Source organism: Microbulbifer hainanensis, from assembly GCF_014904735.1.
Lineage (GTDB): Bacteria > Pseudomonadota > Gammaproteobacteria > Pseudomonadales > Cellvibrionaceae > Microbulbifer > Microbulbifer hainanensis.
This window is the reverse complement of sequence record NZ_JACZCR010000028.1, coordinates 134,762-151,736: the sequence shown is the minus strand read 5'-3', so window position 1 is coordinate 151,736 and position 16,975 is coordinate 134,762. Positions and strand designations below refer to the sequence as shown.

At 58.4% G+C, this 16,975-nt stretch carries 14 protein-coding genes; 3 read left to right on the top strand and 11 right to left on the bottom strand.

From position 1 onward, the window contains the following. Positions 1–78 precede the first annotated feature (78 nt). Together IG168_RS11415 and IG168_RS11410 are read left to right on the top strand one after the other, a co-directional pair. The gene (locus IG168_RS11415) at positions 79–870 is read left to right on the top strand and encodes a DUF2092 domain-containing protein (protein ID WP_193164518.1); all 792 of its coding nucleotides are present in this window, start codon (positions 79–81) and stop codon (positions 868–870) included. Beyond that, on the top strand, positions 867–1,355 hold the full coding sequence (locus tag IG168_RS11410; protein WP_193164517.1) for a hypothetical protein: 489 nt from the start codon (positions 867–869) through the stop codon (positions 1,353–1,355). The genes IG168_RS11415 and IG168_RS11410 overlap by 4 nt, the downstream gene beginning before the upstream one ends. Before the next feature lie 2 nt (positions 1,356–1,357). Here IG168_RS11410 and IG168_RS11405 read toward each other — a convergent pair whose 3' ends face one another. The 10 genes from IG168_RS11405 to IG168_RS11360 form a co-directional block, all read right to left on the bottom strand. Then, a complete protein-coding gene (locus tag IG168_RS11405) occupies positions 1,358–2,863 on the bottom strand; it encodes a phospholipase D family protein (protein ID WP_193164516.1) in 1,506 nt (501 codons plus the stop codon). Next, the gene (locus tag IG168_RS11400) at positions 2,856–3,437 is read right to left on the bottom strand and encodes a hypothetical protein (protein ID WP_193164515.1); all 582 of its coding nucleotides are present in this window, start codon (positions 3,435–3,437) and stop codon (positions 2,856–2,858) included. The genes IG168_RS11405 and IG168_RS11400 overlap by 8 nt, the downstream gene beginning before the upstream one ends. A 115-nt stretch (positions 3,438–3,552) precedes the next feature. Further along, positions 3,553–5,046 carry a flavin-containing monooxygenase gene (locus IG168_RS11395; RefSeq protein WP_193164514.1) on the bottom strand — a complete coding sequence of 498 codons (1,494 nt, stop codon included), beginning with the start codon at positions 5,044–5,046 and terminating at the stop codon, positions 3,553–3,555. Positions 5,047–5,136: 90 nt separating this feature from the next. Then, on the bottom strand, positions 5,137–6,171 hold the full coding sequence (locus IG168_RS11390; RefSeq protein WP_193164513.1) for an AraC family transcriptional regulator: 1,035 nt from the start codon (positions 6,169–6,171) through the stop codon (positions 5,137–5,139). A 172-nt stretch (positions 6,172–6,343) separates the two neighbouring features. Beyond that, positions 6,344–7,405: an AraC family transcriptional regulator gene (locus tag IG168_RS11385; RefSeq protein WP_193164512.1), complete on the bottom strand. Its 1,062-nt coding sequence runs from the start codon at positions 7,403–7,405 to the stop codon at positions 6,344–6,346. Between the two features lie 202 nt (positions 7,406–7,607). After that, positions 7,608–9,182 (bottom strand): AMP-binding protein, encoded by a 1,575-nt coding sequence (locus tag IG168_RS11380; protein WP_193164511.1) that lies wholly within the window; start codon positions 9,180–9,182, stop codon positions 7,608–7,610. A 98-nt stretch (positions 9,183–9,280) separates the two neighbouring features. Beyond that, positions 9,281–11,164 carry a DUF1302 domain-containing protein gene (locus IG168_RS11375; RefSeq protein WP_193164510.1) on the bottom strand — a complete coding sequence of 628 codons (1,884 nt, stop codon included), beginning with the start codon at positions 11,162–11,164 and terminating at the stop codon, positions 9,281–9,283. 114 nt (positions 11,165–11,278) lie between these two features. Beyond that, complete coding sequence (locus IG168_RS11370) at positions 11,279–12,115, bottom strand: SDR family NAD(P)-dependent oxidoreductase (protein ID WP_193164509.1); 837 nt, start codon at positions 12,113–12,115, stop codon at positions 11,279–11,281. Between the two features lie 122 nt (positions 12,116–12,237). Further along, entirely contained in the window at positions 12,238–12,744 is a 507-nt protein-coding gene (locus IG168_RS11365) for a 2,4'-dihydroxyacetophenone dioxygenase family protein (RefSeq protein ID WP_193164508.1), read from the bottom strand. 51 nt (positions 12,745–12,795) lie between these two features. Next, positions 12,796–13,776, bottom strand: a complete 981-nt coding sequence (locus tag IG168_RS11360) for an NAD-dependent epimerase/dehydratase family protein (RefSeq protein WP_193164507.1) — start codon at positions 13,774–13,776, stop codon at positions 12,796–12,798. 157 nt (positions 13,777–13,933) lie between these two features. On the opposite strand from IG168_RS11360, the gene IG168_RS11355 reads away from it, so the two are divergent. Continuing rightward, a complete protein-coding gene (locus tag IG168_RS11355) occupies positions 13,934–14,956 on the top strand; it encodes a helix-turn-helix transcriptional regulator (RefSeq protein ID WP_193164506.1) in 1,023 nt (340 codons plus the stop codon). 36 nt (positions 14,957–14,992) lie between these two features. On the opposite strand, the gene IG168_RS11350 is transcribed toward IG168_RS11355, so the two are convergent. Next, on the bottom strand, positions 14,993–16,825 hold the full coding sequence (locus IG168_RS11350; RefSeq protein ID WP_193164505.1) for a DUF3604 domain-containing protein: 1,833 nt from the start codon (positions 16,823–16,825) through the stop codon (positions 14,993–14,995). Positions 16,826–16,975 lie beyond the last annotated feature (150 nt).

Genomic DNA, 16,975 nt, shown 5'->3' with positions numbered 1-16,975 from the left:
GAAGTAGCGACTGCTGTATAGCCGGTGGTCGTCCTTTTCTGTCAATCTTTCCCTCGGTCCGATAGGGAGCCGTGCATTATGGTGAATTTCTTTACCAACCGGCTGTCACCACTGCTAACACTTTTTTTAGCTCTGGTATTGTCGGTTTCCCCCGCTGCCACCGGTCAGCAGCAAGGTAAAAGCCAAAGCGGCGGGCCCGAACCCGCGGCGCTCGACGCGCTGAAGCGTATGGGCGATGCGCTGGCCGAAAAAAAATCCCTGAGCTTTGATGCGGACCTGGCCACCGAAGTGGTGATGGAAAACGGCCAGAAGTTGTTGATCGGCGGCGACTACAAGATGCGGTTCCGCCGCCCTGACCACCTGCGCACGGAATTGCGCACCGACAACTTTACCCGCCTGCTGTTTCACAATGGCGAGAAGCTGGTGATGGTGGCGCCTGAGGAGGGATATTTTGGCGAGCTCGACCTCAACACCGACAGCCGCTCGGCCCTGATTAAAATCGCCAGTGACTATGGTCTGGAAGTGCCTCTGGCAGATCTGTTGGAGTGGGGTACGCCGGACGCGCCGAAGCATGACATCAAAGAGGCCTTTCTGGTCGGCCCGGCAGAGATCAATGACAAAAAGGTTGAGCATTGGGCATTCCGCGGCGCCAAGCTCGACTGGGAAATATGGTTGCCCGAGAAAGGTCCCGCGCTTCCCGCGCAAATCTCTATTGTGAATGTATCGGATCCGGGCAGCCCGCGTTTTACCGCCACTCTGAAGTGGCATGTCGCGGAGTCCCTACCAGACAAACTGTTCCGCCCCCAGCTACCGAAAGATGCCAAGCGTATCCCGTTTCGCAAGGTTAAACAGGGGGAGAAAAAGCAATGATTGATCCTGAATTTTCTTACGGCCGTTTTGCGCTGGCCGCGACTGTAGGTGCCGGACTATTGCTTTCGGCCTTGCTGTTGCCGACTGAAGCGCAGGCGCGTCCGGGCTTTATCGGTGGCGGTGCGCACTTCAATATCGGTGGCCATTTCGGTGGTATGGGCCGAATCGGCGGGTTTGGCGGTGGGGCATTTCGCCCACTGGGACCGCGTCCGCTGCCGGAGCGCCGCATTGAACCGGACCGCCGGATAGTTCCCGATCATCGCTATCCCTATCGCCCCCATTATTGGCCGGGTGGCTACTGGGCCGGAGTGGGGGCAGGTGTCGCCGCGGGTGCAGCCATCGGCAGTTTCGTTTATGCGCTACCGCCAGCCTGTACCACCATAGCTGTCGGCGGCATTACCTACGAACGCTGTGATGGCAGCTGGTATCGCCCTTCGTATTCGGGCACCCAGGTGGTTTACGAAGTGGTTGCCCCGCCGGGTTGAGGCTAGATTTGGGATTCTATCGGTAACCAGGCCAGCACGCGCGACAGCCACCGTTGCCAGAGGGTTGAATCCGGGTCCCTGTCTTCTGTCAACGGTTTGCCATGGTCGTCCTCGCCGTGCCAGCGGATACGATCTTCCTTGTCGAACCGCAGCCGCCAGGCGGAGTCCGGCGTCACCCAGCGCTCAAACAGTGCGTGTAATTGCTCGTTCATAGGTGTGCTGTTCATTAACAGGCCGACTTCGGTGTTCTGAATCAGCGAGCGGCGGTCCAGGTTGATGGAACCCACGAAAGCCCGGTCAGTGTCGAGTACGAAGATCTTGGCGTGCAGGCTGGCACGGGAATTTCCCTTGAACCAGTGCAGTCGCCGGCGCTGCTCGGCCATGGGGCGCAGTTCCCACAGGCGGATACCGGCGCGCAATAGTGGCGCGCGGTATTGCGCATAGGCGCCGTGGACGACCGCCTCGTCGTTGGTGCCCAGGCCGTTGGTGAGAATATCCACCTGGGCGCCATTCCGCTGTATCTCCGAAAACAGCTGAACACCGGCCTGTCCAGGAATCAGGTAGGCATTGGCAATCTGCAGGCGCTGGCGCGCCTGCTTTACAATTTTTTCCAGTTGGTACCCGGGATATTCGCTGGCCGGCACCTTGTCCCGGTCGGTCGCCTTTTCCGGCGGATCGGCGTATAGCGTCGCCTTCCCCCAGGCAAAGGGCACATCGCCGTTGCGCAGTCGGCGCGCCAATGTCGACTCGGCGAGCGCCTGGCTGAAATCCGATTTTTCCTCACCATCGAGATAGCGCGTAACCAGCTTGCGCAACTCATCGAGCGTGTGTTCATCCTTCTCGGCAAAGGGCAGGTCGGTAACGGGCACAGCTGCAGTGCTGTTCCAGTAGCGATCAAATACGCTGGCGGCATCCGCTACCACGGCACCCACGGAAACGACATCCACGTCCAGAAACTCGATATCAGACTTGGAAAAGTATCCGTCGGCAATATTGCGCCCGCCGGTAATAATGGCGATGCCATCGGCCACCAGCAGCTTGTTGTGCATGCGGTGATTGATACGGCCGAAATTGACTACCTGCTCGAGCCCGCGCCGAAGGCCGCTGCGGCCCTCAACCGGATTGAAGACACGGATGTGAATATTTTCGTGGCTGGCCAGTGTCACAATCCAGGGGTTGGTCAGGCGGGTCCCCAGATCGTCGACCAGCAGTCGCACACGTACGCCGCGGTCGGCAGCCTGCAGGAGTTTACCGGTCAGGATGCGTCCGGCGGTATCGTCACTGTAGATGTAGTATTGCAGGTCTAGGGAGGTGACTGCTTCCTCGACCAGCGCGATACGCGCAACATACGCCGAGAGTCCATCATCAAGCAGATAGAATCCAGAGTGCTGCGGTGAATGGCTGCTCGTCTCGCGCTCCACGGTTCTGGCGAGCCGCGATTCAGTGGCCGGGGGCAGGGCAGCGCTGTGTTCCGCCGCCGGGCGAGCTGCGCCGGGCTGCCTATTCATCGGGCTTGGCAGCCGGTTCCGGTTCAGGCGGTTTTTCCTCGTCCTCGGAGCCGCGCGGACAGATCTTGAGGAAGATGCCGAGGCCTACCAGCAGAATGGCAGAGCTGACGATGACGGCCATCGGGTAGAGCAGCTCTTCGGTCTTGTTGTCCTGGCTGAATTTGATGACAAGTACCAGGCCCTCGAGCCCTAGTGCCACACACACAACGATGATAAAGCGCGGCGCCGAGTCCAGCAGGACGTGCATGGTTTTGTATTTGGATTCCGGATGATCATCGATATTGATTACCAGAAACAGTTCAAACATTGCCAGTGCAATGATCAGGTTGCTGATCGCATTGATCACCAGTTCCGGAATCTCGTTTTCCTTGTAGAAAATCGCCGAGGAGAATATGAATTCGGTGAAAGTAAAAATGGTAGAGATCAGGATGGCCGCGCACATGGCCAGAAACAGCAGCGAAAATATCTTGGCGAATATGTAATAGGCGGTAAATTTTCTTCGCTTGCGGTCGCTCATCGCTGTGTATTGGCCATAGGGAATTTCGGCGAAACGCGGACCGATTTGCTGACGCATCCATTCGCCCGCAGTGTGCGTTGCGGTCGCCGGTTGATCGGCCCGTCCTCAGACAGACTAGTCAATCTTTCGGTCGTCCGCGCAGCAGACACTGCAGTTGGCGTGACCGCTATTGTCAGGCGATAGATGCCTCTGCGTCGGGGGCGCCTGCCGTTGCCCCGTAAAATTCCAGAATGCCGTCCTCGATGGGATGCGTGAGCAGGATCTCGGCGTCTTTTTCATAATTGTTCAGAATACGCCAGGGATAGCGTTTGCCCTGGCGCGGCAATACCTGGTTGCCGCGCGCAACGTAACCGGACTGCAGTGCGCCCATGACGGAGCCGGTTGAGGCGTTGCCCTCGCGGTCGAGCGCGACGGAAACCGGGTATCCCCATTTATCCATATGGTTCAGCAGGCGGCACACATAGCGTGAAGCGATATCCGCTTTCAGTGTCCAGGGCGCATTCGTATAACCGAAAATCCAGGCCATGTTGGGTACACCCTCCATCAGCACGGCTTTGTAGGTGAGCTTTTCGGGAATCGAAACCGGAGCGCCATCGACGCGCAATTGCATGCCGCCGAGTACCTGAAGATTGAGGCCTGTGGCTGTGACGATGATATCGGCATCCAGGTGCTGGCCCGACTTGAGCAGGATTCCGTTTTCGGTAAACGTTTCTATTTGGTCCGTCACGACGGTGGCCTTGCCGGACTTTAACGCGAGGAACAGGTCCTTATCGGGAATGGCGCAGAGGCGCTGGTCCCATGGCATGTAGCTCGGTGTGAAATGACGCATGTCGAAGTTTTCACCGAGCCCCTTGCGCACGCCGCGCAGGTACAGCGCCCGCATCAAGCCCGGCCAACGTTTGGAAACCCGGTACATCCACCGCTGTAATTTGATATTGCGCCAGCGAGCCATTTTAAAGACCCATTTTTCCGGTAGAAAGCGCTGCAGGAATTCAGATAGCTTGTCGTAGGCCGGAATTGACAACACGTAGGTCGGTGAACGTTGCAACATGGCGACATGCGCCGCGTCGCGGGCCATGGCCGGTACCAGTGTCACGGCGGTGGCGCCGCTGCCGATCACGACCACTTTCTTGCCACGGTATTCCAGGTCTTCCGGCCATTGCTGCGGGTGAATACAGAGCCCTTTGAATGACGCGATGCCGGGGAATTCCGGCAGATACCCCTGGTGGTGATCGTAGTAACCGGTACAGGAAATCAGATAGCGGCAGGTATAGTGGCGCGTCGTGCCGGTAGCTGTATCAATGCCCTGCAGGGTCCATCGATTGTCGTCACTGCACCAGTTGGCATCCTTCAGTTCGATACCGAAATGGATCTTGTCGGCCACACCGAATTCGGCCGCCGTTTCACCGATATAGTTGCGAATGGCCGGGCCGTCGGCCAGTACCTTGAGACCATTCCAGGGGCGAAAATCGAATCCGAAACTGAACATATCCGAATCGGAACGGACACCAGGATAGCGGAACAGGTCCCAGGTCCCGCCGACCCGATCGCGCCGCTCGATGATTGCAAAGCGCTTGCCGGGACATTCCTGGCTGAGGCGACAGGCGGCACCAATGCCCGACAGGCCGGCACCGATGATCAATACATCGAAGTGTTGTGACTGCATTGTTCACTCACTGATGGCTGACTTTATTTTTATTGCCCCAGTGTCGCGGGTTTTAACCCATTTGGGAAGAGTTAACTGGTGTGTCGCCCGTCAGACCGGAGATAGGTAAGCGGCGTGGAATTGGGCAGCCAGCTGCTTGCGTCGATTTCGCGGTGATATGCCGTGCCAGCGCTGACAGGCGCGGGTGAATGAACTCTGGCTCGTATAGCCGCATAGCCCGGCCACCTGTGCGATCGGCATTTCCTGCTCTGACAGGTAGGTGTCAGCCGCAATCCGGCGAATTCTTTCGAGCATGTCCTCAAATACCAAAGACTCCGCTGCGAGCCGCCGTTGTAGCGTGCGTAGCGATATACCCAGCAGATCGGCGACGGTCACCAGTGAGCAGCGCATGGTGGGTAGCAGGCAGTGGATAAGCAGTTCAATCTGGCTTCCCAGGGCCATATCGCATTCGCTTGTCACATTGCCGATAAACCGCTCCATGGTGTTCTGCATAAAATTGGCGGCGTGATCAATCGGTCGGTGCAGCTTTTCCCGGTCGAATACCAGCGCATATTTTCCCTGCCGAAAGCGAACCGGCGCCTGGAAACAGGTCTCGTATCGTGTGGCAGGCAGTGGAGAATCTCCGCGCAGTAGCACGGCGTGAAATCTGAAGTCGTCGCCGTACAGCATGCCTGCTGCATTCTTGGCGACGGCGAGGGTGAGTTCCATTTGCTGGCGGACGTCGGCAATCGGTTCGCTGGTATCGAATTCTAGACGGGCCATACCGGGCGTTTCGTCGGCAACCAGGTTGATGGTCAGGCCCGTTGAGTGAAAGCCCATATATTGAATGATCTTGCGCAGGGCACTGCCGACATCCCGCTCGTTCAACGCCACCACGGCGAAAGGGCCGAGTACCATCAGGCTCTGGAACTCCGACAGGCGCAGGCCGAAATCCGGGCACTCCAGTTGTCGAGCCGACTGCTCGAAAAGTGCTACCTGGTATCGGAAGGGGATCACGCCCTCGAAGTTGGCAGCCTTGTGTGGATCGAGAAAATTCTGACGCAACAATGCGATCGGGTCACCATTCAGCTCGGTGACGAGCTCGAAAAAGCCAATGAGGGATGTGCTGCGGATAAAAGCGGTCATAGGCAGGTCGCGGTAATGCTGCGGGCGCGCGGGCGTAAATCATTCCGGAAAGTGGACGGTCAGTCAATGCACTCTCAGTCACACCGAATAAAATCCGGTGTTGTGAAAGGTTTCTGCGTCGCCTGACAAAGAGGGTTGGCATTTCATGCCAGCAGGGGGCGTTGTGACTGGATTAGTCTCTCGCGTCCGTCAGGAGCGCGGCGTTGCCGTGCACGACGTCCCTGCGGATCGACTCCTGCAATTGCCGACGGCGCTCCATTGGGGTCCTGGCAAACCAGCGCCGGCAGGCCCGGTTAAACGAACTCTGATCCGAATAACCGACCAAGCCGGCGATCTGTGCGGCAGGCATATCCGGCTCTGCCAGATAAAAGTCAGCCCGTTCGCGGCGCACCTGATCGAGCAGATCTTCGAACACCAATGACGCCTCGGCGAGGCGCCGTTGCAGCGTACGTGGATTGATTCCCAGTTGCATTGCCACAAACTTCAGGGAACAGCGCTGTGTCGGCAGCAGGGATTGGATCAACATTTTCACTTGCTCGGTGACCGTCATGGTGCGGTCGCCGATGGCATCGTTGACGAACTCTGCCATGATGTCGTGCATACGCGCGCTATCCCGGACCAGGGTGCCGTCGAGATAGCGATTGGCGAAAACCAGAGCCGTGGATTTTTGGCGGACTTGGGCGGGGGCGGCGAAATATTTGTGATAACTGGACTGCGGCAATGGTGAGTCGAACCCCAGCAGTACCTTTTCAGCCCTGAAACCTTCACCGTAAAGCATTTTCATCGTGGTATTGGCTACGACCAGTGCACTCTCCAGAAAATGGCGTCGCTCTACGGCGTGGACATCCAGGGCGAAGGTCAGGTGTGTGAGTCCGGGCTCGCTGTCCCGCTCTACCCAGGCAGTGAGCCCAGGAGAGTGGAAGTGCATGAACTGGGTGATTTTTTCCAGGGCGTCGCCGACGGTCTTTTCTCCCAGTGCGACGATTGCGAGAGGGCCCAGAACCATCAGGTCCTGATATTGCGCCATACGCAGCCCGAAATCTGGACAGTCGTATTCTCTCGCCGCGGCTTCCAGCAAGCCCATGCTGGCGCGCAGCGAAATCACGCCGTCCAGGTCGCAGAGTTTGCGCGGATCGATATGGGCGCGACGCAGTAGTTCAGATGGGTCACCATCCAGCTCGGTGACCACATCGGCGAAGCCTATCAGCGTCGCGGTGCGAATCAGGCTTGTCATAGAGAACAATGATAGGTCAGCGCCAGCAATTGCCCTGCGGCTCGGCGGCTAGTCACACCGGGATGGCAGCCAGTGTGACGGTCATCTCCTATTGGCTGTGGACACGGCGAACAAGCGTGTGTAATCCGCTGTAATCCGTTGCAGTATCAGGCGCCGCACGCGCTGATACGGAGAGATAAATTGTCTGATGGACGTATGGTGTTCAATCGGCATCAGTGCGCAATTCCCGCCTCAGTATTTTGCCTACGGTAGATTTCGGCAGTTCTGTGTGCAGCACAAACTTCTTGGGAACCTTGTAGGCAGTCAGTCGCTCGCGGCAAAACGCGGTAATTTCGTTTTCGTCGATCTCTCCGTTCACGACCAGGTGTGCGCAAACAGCTTCGCCGGTTTTCTCGCTGGGAATGCCGACCACGGCGGCCTCGAGTATCCTGGGGTGACAGCAGAGCACTTCTTCGACTTCATTCGGGTATACATTGAAGCCCGAGACGATAATCATATCCTTCAGGCGGTCGACGATTCGGATATTGCCATTTTCCTGTATCAGGCCGACGTCCCCCGTGCGGAAAAAACCGTTCTGTATTACTTTTGCCGTTTCTTCAGGCCGTTGCCAGTAGCCTTTCATCACCTGTGGTCCGCGGACGACCAGTTCGCCGCTCTCGCCATCCGCAAGCGCATTGCCCGCCTCATTCCAGACCTGCACCTCCGTGTCGACCAGGGGTGTGCCGACCGTGCCGATTTCCTCCTGCCCGAATTCGTTCAGGGTCACTACGGGAGAGGTTTCGGAAAGCCCCCAGCCTTCGGTTATCGGGCAACCGGTAGTGAATTGCCAGAGCTGTGCGGCAGTACTGGTCAGCGCGGTGCCGCCGGAGAATGTGGCCTTCAGTGTGCTGAAATCCAGTTGGCGAAAACCTTCGTGACGACAGAGGCCGGCAAACAGCGTGTTGAGGCCGGAAAAACCGGTAAAGCGGAATGGTTTGATGGTGTCGACGACACTGTCGAGATCCCGCGGGTTCGGGATCAATATGGTGAGGGTGCCCAGACTGAACAGGGCCAGCATATTCACGGTAAATGCGTAGATATGGTACAGGGGCAGGGGACAGACAAAAATTTCGACACCTTCGTCACAGCGCTGTGTCAGACGCTGGTTCATCTGCGCAGCATTGGCGATCAGGTTGGCGTGGGTCAGGCAGGCGCCCTTGGCTACCCCAGTTGTGCCGCCAGTGTATTGCAGTACAGCGGTATCTTCGAGCTGTGCCGGGCTGCCGGACAGCGGCGCTAAGTCCCGCCCGCGCTCAATGGCGTCGAGCAGGGCGCAACTACCTTCCCCGGTATTGACCGGGACACCGAGCAGCTCCCCGGGGCTGGTGACCAGCACCTGCTCGATACTGGTGTCCGCCTTGATCGCGTCATATTTGTTGACGAAATCCTCCAGGATGACCAGCGCTTTGGCACCGGAATCGGAAAACTGGTGCTGCATTTCCCGCGGCGTGTAGAGCGGGTTGGTATTGACGACGATCAGTCCAGCCCGCAGTGCCGCGTAGGCGGCAATGGGAAACTGGATCAGGTTTGGCAGTTGAATGGCGATGCGGTCGCCGGGCTGGAGTCGGGCGTCGTGTCGCAGCCACTGGGACAGGTGGCGGGATTTCTTTTCCACCTCGGCGAAAGTCAGTGTCTGCCCGAGACAGTGATACGCTGGCTTATCGGCATACTTCCGCAGGTTCTGTTCGATAAATGCTGCCAGGTTCCGGCGCTGTGGGTATAGCGAATCGTCTAACATCTTTTTCTCTGCATGCGCGCGCTGCGTCCTCCCCAGTTTAATCGCTAACTGGCGTTCCGCGACGCCACAGGCGATGCCTGGCGTCGCGGAGGACCGGGTCAAAACTTCACGCCGACCGTCAGTGCCAGATAGTCCCGGTCGGTCCGGGCCAGGTGGGTATTCCCACTGCCGGACCAGTGCAGATCCGCGGTATAGCGCTTGTCGTATTCCGCGCTGACACCGAGCTGGCCCATCTGTCGCCCTTCGACGAAGTTGCGATCCCAGGACCAGCCGTTTACGTCCTGCCCAAACATCATATAGGGGTTTACCGACAGGTTTTTGACAAGATCCGGGTAGAGCAACTGGGCGCGCAGGCGATAGCCCCAGGAGAGTTCCGTGGTGTAACCGTCGGCACTGCAGGCATACCGCTGGTATTCCTCTACCGGAACACCGACGGCGCAACCGATTGCGCTGTTGTGCGCGAAGTTGGTGCCGTAGGTGTCCATCTTGTTGTAACGGCGTTCGTCGAGGCCGGGAAGATCGTTCATGTATTTCATGCCGGCCTCGGCTACGAGTACCAGGGCGCGCGAACCGAGTACGTTGGGAATCGGCTGAATGGCGCCGAGTGACAGCTGCGAGATTTCGCGTCGATCGTAACCCTCGTAAACGGAGCCGGGCGCTGCGTTGATGGCATCTTCGCCCAGGGTCAGCTGCTGCCCGATCACGCTGGCGAGGAATTCGGCACTGCTGGCAAAGGCGGGAATCAGGTCGCCAGTGGCAAGCTGTACCGGCTGATTGGGGCGATAGCTAAGCTCACCAAAGAGCTGTGTGGCCTGGAATAGATCGGCATGAAAACTGAGGCCGTAGATACGGATATCTTCCGGGTAGTCGATGAAGTAATTGCCGTTGTTTTCCAGGTTGTCCGGGTCTTCCAGCGGATTGCGCCAGCCGGTGCCGGGCGTGTCGTGTGTACTCACGGTGAGACTGGCAAACGGTTCGCGGGAATGGATGTTCATGCCGTAGGCACCGAACTCGGTATTCAGGCTTTCCACCTTGTATTTCACCGCCAGGCCGAACTGGCCATCGTCGCGCGCTTTGCGATCTTCGCCGCGGTCAATATAGAGCTGTGCCGTATTGGCCACGGCATCATTGGGTCCCTGCGGGAAGGCCCCGACACAGCCGTCGGCGACATAGTCGTAGGCAGAAAAGGCGGTACCGCATCCGTCCAGTACTGTGGGGCGCCAGGCGAGCTGATAGAAAGTTTCCAGTGTGAGACTGTCGCTCACGGCGAACTTGCCGTAGGCCATCGGGACGGAGAGGCGCAGGTCGGTGCCGGGCATACGCAGTGCGGCCACGTCGTATGGGTTGACCGCGTTGATACCATTCGGGAAAAACAGCGCTTCGCCCCACTTGAGGGTTTTGCTCCCGACGCCGAAATGCAGGTCCCGTTCGCCCACCTTGAAATTGCCATAGGCGTAAGCTTCTAGCTGGTAGTCTTGCAATACATCGCGGCGGCTGTCGCCGAGGGTCGTGCCACTGCCGTAGCCTGAGGCTGCGCTGCCGAAATCCACTTTGTGATTTTCCAGCGTGTAGTCGTACCAGAAATTGCCTCGCAGGTTCAGGCCGAAATTCTGGTATGCCAGATTCATATCTGCGCTGAATACCAGTGGTGTCGATGCGACATCTCCGCGTTCGCGAAAGTTCAGACGGCCGTCATCGAGATCGCGCCCGAGGTTGGGATTGAACTCCCCGGCGGATCCGAAACCAATCAGGTCGGCGTTGCCCTGGTTGATGAAGTCCGGGTTTGGTTCTTCGGCCATCCACTGGGCGCCCGCGGTGAGGCCGCCGTGCACTTCTGCCTTGATGGCGCCGAGCTGGAATTCTTTTGCCTCGGCGGCGGTGCCAAACAGCAGTGCGGGTGCCAGCGCAGCAATGGCTCTGCTCAGGGCCCTGCGCGGAAAGTGATCGAACGGTTTTAATTGCAATTGGGGAAAGAGGATCATCGCGTAACCTACAGCGTTATCATTATTTTTGCGGGCGGCCTCGCGGCCGCCCCGGTGCGCCTTTACCGAAGCGTGTGCTAAGAGTGGGTTTAAGAGCGTTCTGAAGTGCGTGGTTCAAGAGCGCGCTGCCTGCCGTTTTTCCTGCGCCAGGCCTTTGGCCACCTTGCCGTCCACGACCCAGTGGAACAGGGCAGTGGCTTTCCGAGCGAGGGCGCGGGTCAACTTGGCCCTGAAGCCCGGTGTAATCATGTACTGCCGCTTGCGCAGCCCGGCGAGAATACCTGCGACCGCCTTTTCCACCGGCAGGACTCCTGCGAACTCGTTGACGATCTCTGTCACACGGCTGCCGACCCTGCGCTCTTCTTCCAGCATTGGCGTCATGATTTCGCCAGGGCAGATCACCGAGACATCAATGCCCCTTGGTTTCAGTTCTGTGCGCAGGACCTCCGCCAGACCGACAACGCCGAACTTGGAGGCGGAGTAGGCGGCGTGGGTGTAGCTGCCGCAGATGCCGGCCAGCGAAGCAATCAGTGCGAGATGTCCGCCGGGCTGCATATGGCGCAGTGTGCCCGCGGCGAAATTGCGGCTGCCGATCAGGTTGACGCGGATGGATTGCTCGAACATGTCGTAAGACATTTCGGTAAAAACCGCTGTGCTCAGAACACCGGCACAATTCACCGCGAAGTCCGGGGTGCCGATCTCATTCGCGGCGCGATCCATTGCCGCTTCCAGGGCCTGGTGATCGGTCATGTCGACGATATAGGCTTCGACCTGGCGTCCCGGAGCGCAGAGCTCGCGCAATTCAGTCAGCAGGGCGTCCTCCACCTTGAGGTCAAAAATCGCCACGCTGGCGCCGTCTTTCAGCAGTGCGCGGGTCAGGTTGAGTCCGATACCGCTACCTCCGCCGGAGACGAATGCCGTCTTTGGTGTGCCGTGTTTCCAGTTACTCATGGTTTTCTCTCATTCAAAATGCACGGCGCCTTGCCCGATAGGATCGGTCAGGCAGGGGCGCGCGATAATAATTTTTTGCCGGAAGGCAATTGTGGCCCCCCTCCGTGGAGGGGGTGGAGAGATCACTCGTCGGAGTATCCAGCACCGGTCTTCGGCTTGATATAGCGCGGAACAATGCCCTGGGCCTTGGCCGCTTCCAGCATAACCGTCTCGATCCAGCCGGCGTCCATCACGTTCATGAACTCGTCGTTCTCATCGAAGTTGATGTTCGCACCAAATACCGCCATGAAGGTGTCGGTGATCTCGGTATTGGTCTCGGGCACCTGGAGCTGGTGAACGGAGCCACCCGGCTCGTACAGGTAACTGCCGGCGGTCTGCGGTTGGTCCGGGTACTCGGTGTAATGCCAGCTACCGGAAGTGGTGTACAGGTGGACACAACCGGTATGGAAGTGTCGCGGCAGAACCGTACCCGGCTCGAACTGCACACGCAGTACCCACACGCCGTTTTCCGGATCGAGAAAACACGGAGATACGTGTACGCCCGGCAGCGCATTTTTGACGATCGGCTGCTCGTCAGTATTGATGGTCAGCAGGGAGTCTTGCGGATGAATGGGGAATGGAATTGTCATATTTTGTTTCCTCTCATTTGCTGTAGGTACTTCTGGTTTGAATAGTCATTCTCAGGATTGATCGTAAGCCTGCCGGATTTCCTGCATGGCTTCTTCCAAGGTAATTTTCGGCTGATAGCCGAGCACAGATCTCGCTTTGCTTGCGTCGAAAATACTTTCCACACCGGTCAGTCGATAGCCCAGATTGGTTACCGGTGGTGCATTTTTAAGGCGCATCAGCTTGCCAAAAAATTCCATCAGCGGTGCAAGCAGGCGCGCGAGAAAATTGGGAATGCTTTTCGGTGCGGGCAGCGATAGTGTTTGCGCCAGCGCGTCTAAATACTGCTTCCAGGTGATGCCCTGGCCGTCGGAAATCACAAAGATTTCCCCATTGCCGATCCTGTCGCTCTCAGCTACCAGTACCAGCGCGTCGATCAGGTTGCGCACATGCACAAGGCCCGCATCCCAGTCGCCACTGCCCAGCAGCGATGGCCTTTTCTCGGCGAGGAATTCGCGAAAACGGTTTACCCAAACACTGCCGACCCCGTACACGTTGGCCGGCCGAACGATGACTGCGCGCAGTCCCTGCTCACGCACCGCTTTCAGGGTTACATCTTCCTGTTGCTGCTTAGCATATTCGTAACTGGAAGCTGGCACGCCGCGCGGTGTTTCCTCATTGAGTGTCCCGGTGCCCATGGCGCTGCCAAACGCCGCCACGCTGGTGGTAACGACAAAGCGTGCATTCCACTTAAGCGCGAGCAATATTGCCTGCCTGGTACCGTGCACGGTGATGTCCACGTGCTCCTGGCGGGCACCCCAGTCACTGACCACAGCGGCCAGGTGGAAGATGGTGTCGATCTTGCCGATTTCCTCGGCCTGCGCCGCCAGCCTGCGTACATCGCCGGTGACGGTGCGCACGCGCCCCTCCCAGGCTGCGGGCACCGGCTCACCTGCCAGCATCAGAGCGGTGACATAGCAACCCCGTTCCAGCAGTTGCGCGACCAGGTGTCGACCGATAAATCCGCCGGCACCGGTCACAAATACTCTCTGCATCGCAATTCTCCGGTTTGTTTTCTTATTGTTCTGGTTGTGGCCTCAATGCACTGGTCGCAGTCTATGTAATGGCGCGGAATAACAACTTGACTATTTGCGAGCAAAAGTTGATCTTTTGCGAATTGGTGGTGACTATTCATGAACACCGGGGGGAGAGATGTTTCTGATTCGCAGTGGTGCGATTGAAGGTTATGAACAGCTGGTCAGTCAGTTGGGTCACAATCCGGCGCAGATATTGCGTGAGGCCGGTTTCAGCAGTGCGCAGCTGCGCGATCCCAATACCTATGTGTCGTATACGCGGCTCGCGGATTTGCTCGATGCCACCGCCAGCCGGTGCATGGAACCGCTCTTTGGACTGCGCCTGGCGGCCCGGCAGAGCATCCTGGCACTGGGTGAGATCGCGCTTTCGATTCGCCAGCAGGAAACCCTCGGCGATGCGCTTACCTATGCGGATCAACACATCAGCCTGCACGCCCACGGTGTCCACGTGCAGCAGTATCCCCACGGTGAGTTGCTGGAACTGCAACTGGGGTTTGATTTCACCAATACCACCGGCCTGGCGCAGCTGATGCAGTTGAGCGCGGGGCAGGCCTACAACACGATTGCGCAGATGGTCGAAAATGCCGGTACCCAGTTGAAAATTCACCTGCCACAGGCGTTGCCGGAGGCATTGCGGGAAGGCGCACTGCAGCTGCCGGAAAAATATGTGGGGCACGTCCTGTTCGGCAGCCATTTTGGCGGTGTGAGTTTTCCGTTGAGCTGGGCGGGGCGCAAACCTCACTACGATGAGCAGTTACTGCGTGAGCACTTCCAACAACGCATCAAAATGCTGGAATCCATTTATCCGGGGAACTTGCAGGCACAGGTGCGCCATATCATCAGCAACCTGTTACCGAGTGGCGAGTGCAATATTGAGCGGGTGGCCGTCGGGCTTAATCTGCATCCGCGCGTGTTGCAGAAGCGGTTGCAGGGCGAGGGGACCAGCTTCCGCGAGCTGCTGCAGCGTACCCGTATGGAAATTGCCCAGAGGCATCTGCAACACGGGCAGTTATCCGTGACCGACCTGGCGCTGAATCTGGGTTACGCGGATGTGGCGATTTTCAGTCGGAACTTTAAGCGCTGGACCGGATTCTCGCCGAGCCGCTGGCGCGCGCTCCACCAGGAAGGCGAGCCGCGCTAGATCGTCGGCGAACACACCGCTGGTTCTACGCTGTTTTTACTGACCGGGCGAATACCAGATCGGGGACGTCCAGCCGCGCTCCTGGATGGTTACCGGCAGATCGTCGCGGGGTTTGCGCCCGACGCGCATGGCATCGTAAGTCGACCAGCGCGGGGTCGGAATCTCGATCACGCGGGCATAGTAAAACGCGTACTGCTCCGGATCGAAATCCTCATCGGTCCAGACCGCCGACAACTGCGTTGCGCCGATATCGTTGGTGTAGGTGGCATCTTTGACATTGACCGTGTTACCCACCGCTGGAACCTTGCCGTTGGCATCGGCCTTGCGGTCGTCGGACAGGGCGACATTGAAAATCTTCTGGTGTTGCTCGCCGGCTTCATCCACCCAGCCCTTGATGATCTGGATACGGTCGAGGTTGGCACCGGCGCTGTCCTTCATCGCCTGCACGAGGAAGACCGGTTTCTGGCCGTCGCCGCCGGGCTCCAGGTTGCCACCCATCGGCACGCCGGCACCGTAGGCCGCTTTAGCCCATTCTTCGCCCTGCATACTCTGGTCATCGTAATCCCAGCCACCGAAGAAGCGCACCTTCAGGCGCGTACCTGAGGTCGCGAAGGTTTCCTTGCGCTTGACCGCATCCCAGATCGCTTCGCGGGTGTTTTCCGGCGCCCACACTGCGGCGAGACCGCCGGAACTGAATTCCCGCACGCGCTGATTATTCGCTTCGTCGCCGGGGATGGGGCCGTCCAGGCGGTGCTCGGGGCTGGCCTCGATACCAAATTTACCGGTGTAGTTGTCTTCCTCAATTGCCGAGGCTGAGTTGTGGGTGTCGGAATCGCCGATCAGGCCGAATACGTAGGGATTCTGTTTGCCATTGGCCGCCATCGATATGCCATCGAGATAGGCCTGCCGCGCATAGCCGCCTTTCTTGTGTTTGGGGCGCACGACCTTGGTCGAGGAGAGGATGTAATCCCAGATTTCGAAGTCGGCGAACTCGTCGTTGGGCGAGAGGCTGGGGAAGGTTTCCGAAGTGCCCTTGATCTGGGACACCTCGTAAACTGGCTCGTTGTTCACGCGCGTCTCGATGTACTCTGCCGTCAGGGGTTTGCCATCGAGCTCGACCGGGAACATCAGGCCGTCACTGGCGTTGCCGTTGTGCGGAATCGCGAACAGGGTCGCGCCACCCTGGCGGGTGGTTTCCATCCACTTCCACAGGTCGCGCGGGTCTTCTGAATCCAGCGCGGAATAGGGTAGATCCGGTACGCCCTCGGAAGTGCGGAACACCACCACGCGGTGCAGGTTCAGTTTGTCCGGGTTCGAGGTCCACTCGAAGGCGGGGAAGGTGGTGAACTTGCCAGGTTGATAGTATTTGTCGGCGGTCTCTACCATCTCCTTCCAGATCGGCTTGGTAACCGCGGGATCGGACAGGGTTGGGTCAGACATACCCGGTTGCATCGAATCGAGAATGCGGGCGTAGGCATCAAAGGCCACCTTGGTATCTTTCGAGGTTATGTCCTTGGCGATCGGCAGTTTGCTCAGCGGGTTGTTGGGGTCGAACATTTTCTTGAAGACACCGAGATACTCGGCGTGGTCGGACACCGCATAGAAATCCAGTGGCCGCTCGATTTTCAGTTCGCCGCCCAGCACGCCGGCGGGAATGGCTTCTCCCTGGGCCCAGCGGTAGGCATCCGCGGGCGTTGTAGTGGATCCATTGGTTACTGCGTCAAACGAATAGCTGGTGTGCACGTGGAAATTGCCGAAGTAGACATTGGCGGGGAATTCGGCGGCGGTTGCGGATTCTTCCTCCAGCATCGCTTCCTTGGCATCGCCAGTACCGGTTCCATCTGGCGAAACCTCTTCGCTCGGCGTCATTTCATCGCTTTTCGCCGGTGGGGCCGAGTCCGGAGCCTGCTTGTGTTCGCCGCGGTCCCCGCCACAGGCGACCAGTAATAAGGCACATAAAGCAAATAAAAAAGAAGGGGCAAAGTTGCGCATGGATACCTCTCGCAAAAACCGCGGGAC

Excerpts from the sequence above, each read along its gene's own strand:
- IG168_RS11390 (WP_193164513.1), bottom strand. The coding sequence starts at position 6,171 with ATGACCGCTTTTATCCGCAGCACATCCCTCATTGGCTTTTTCGAGCTC.
- IG168_RS11360 (WP_193164507.1), bottom strand. The coding sequence starts at position 13,776 with ATGCAGAGAGTATTTGTGACCGGTGCCGGCGGATTTATCGGTCGACAC.
- IG168_RS11375 (WP_193164510.1), bottom strand. The coding sequence starts at position 11,164 with ATGATCCTCTTTCCCCAATTGCAATTAAAACCGTTCGATCACTTTCCG.
- IG168_RS11355 (WP_193164506.1), top strand. The coding sequence starts at position 13,934 with ATGTTTCTGATTCGCAGTGGTGCGATTGAAGGTTATGAACAGCTGGTC.
- IG168_RS11350 (WP_193164505.1), bottom strand. The coding sequence starts at position 16,825 with ATGACGCCGAGCGAAGAGGTTTCGCCAGATGGAACCGGTACTGGCGAT.
- IG168_RS11415 (WP_193164518.1), top strand. The coding sequence starts at position 79 with ATGGTGAATTTCTTTACCAACCGGCTGTCACCACTGCTAACACTTTTT.
- IG168_RS11405 (WP_193164516.1), bottom strand. The coding sequence starts at position 2,863 with ATGAATAGGCAGCCCGGCGCAGCTCGCCCGGCGGCGGAACACAGCGCT.
- IG168_RS11395 (WP_193164514.1), bottom strand. The coding sequence starts at position 5,046 with ATGCAGTCACAACACTTCGATGTATTGATCATCGGTGCCGGCCTGTCG.
- IG168_RS11365 (WP_193164508.1), bottom strand. The coding sequence starts at position 12,744 with ATGACAATTCCATTCCCCATTCATCCGCAAGACTCCCTGCTGACCATC.
- IG168_RS11400 (WP_193164515.1), bottom strand. The coding sequence starts at position 3,437 with ATGCGTCAGCAAATCGGTCCGCGTTTCGCCGAAATTCCCTATGGCCAA.
- IG168_RS11410 (WP_193164517.1), top strand. The coding sequence starts at position 867 with ATGATTGATCCTGAATTTTCTTACGGCCGTTTTGCGCTGGCCGCGACT.
- IG168_RS11370 (WP_193164509.1), bottom strand. The coding sequence starts at position 12,115 with ATGAGTAACTGGAAACACGGCACACCAAAGACGGCATTCGTCTCCGGC.
- IG168_RS11380 (WP_193164511.1), bottom strand. The coding sequence starts at position 9,182 with ATGTTAGACGATTCGCTATACCCACAGCGCCGGAACCTGGCAGCATTT.
- IG168_RS11385 (WP_193164512.1), bottom strand. The coding sequence starts at position 7,405 with ATGACAAGCCTGATTCGCACCGCGACGCTGATAGGCTTCGCCGATGTG.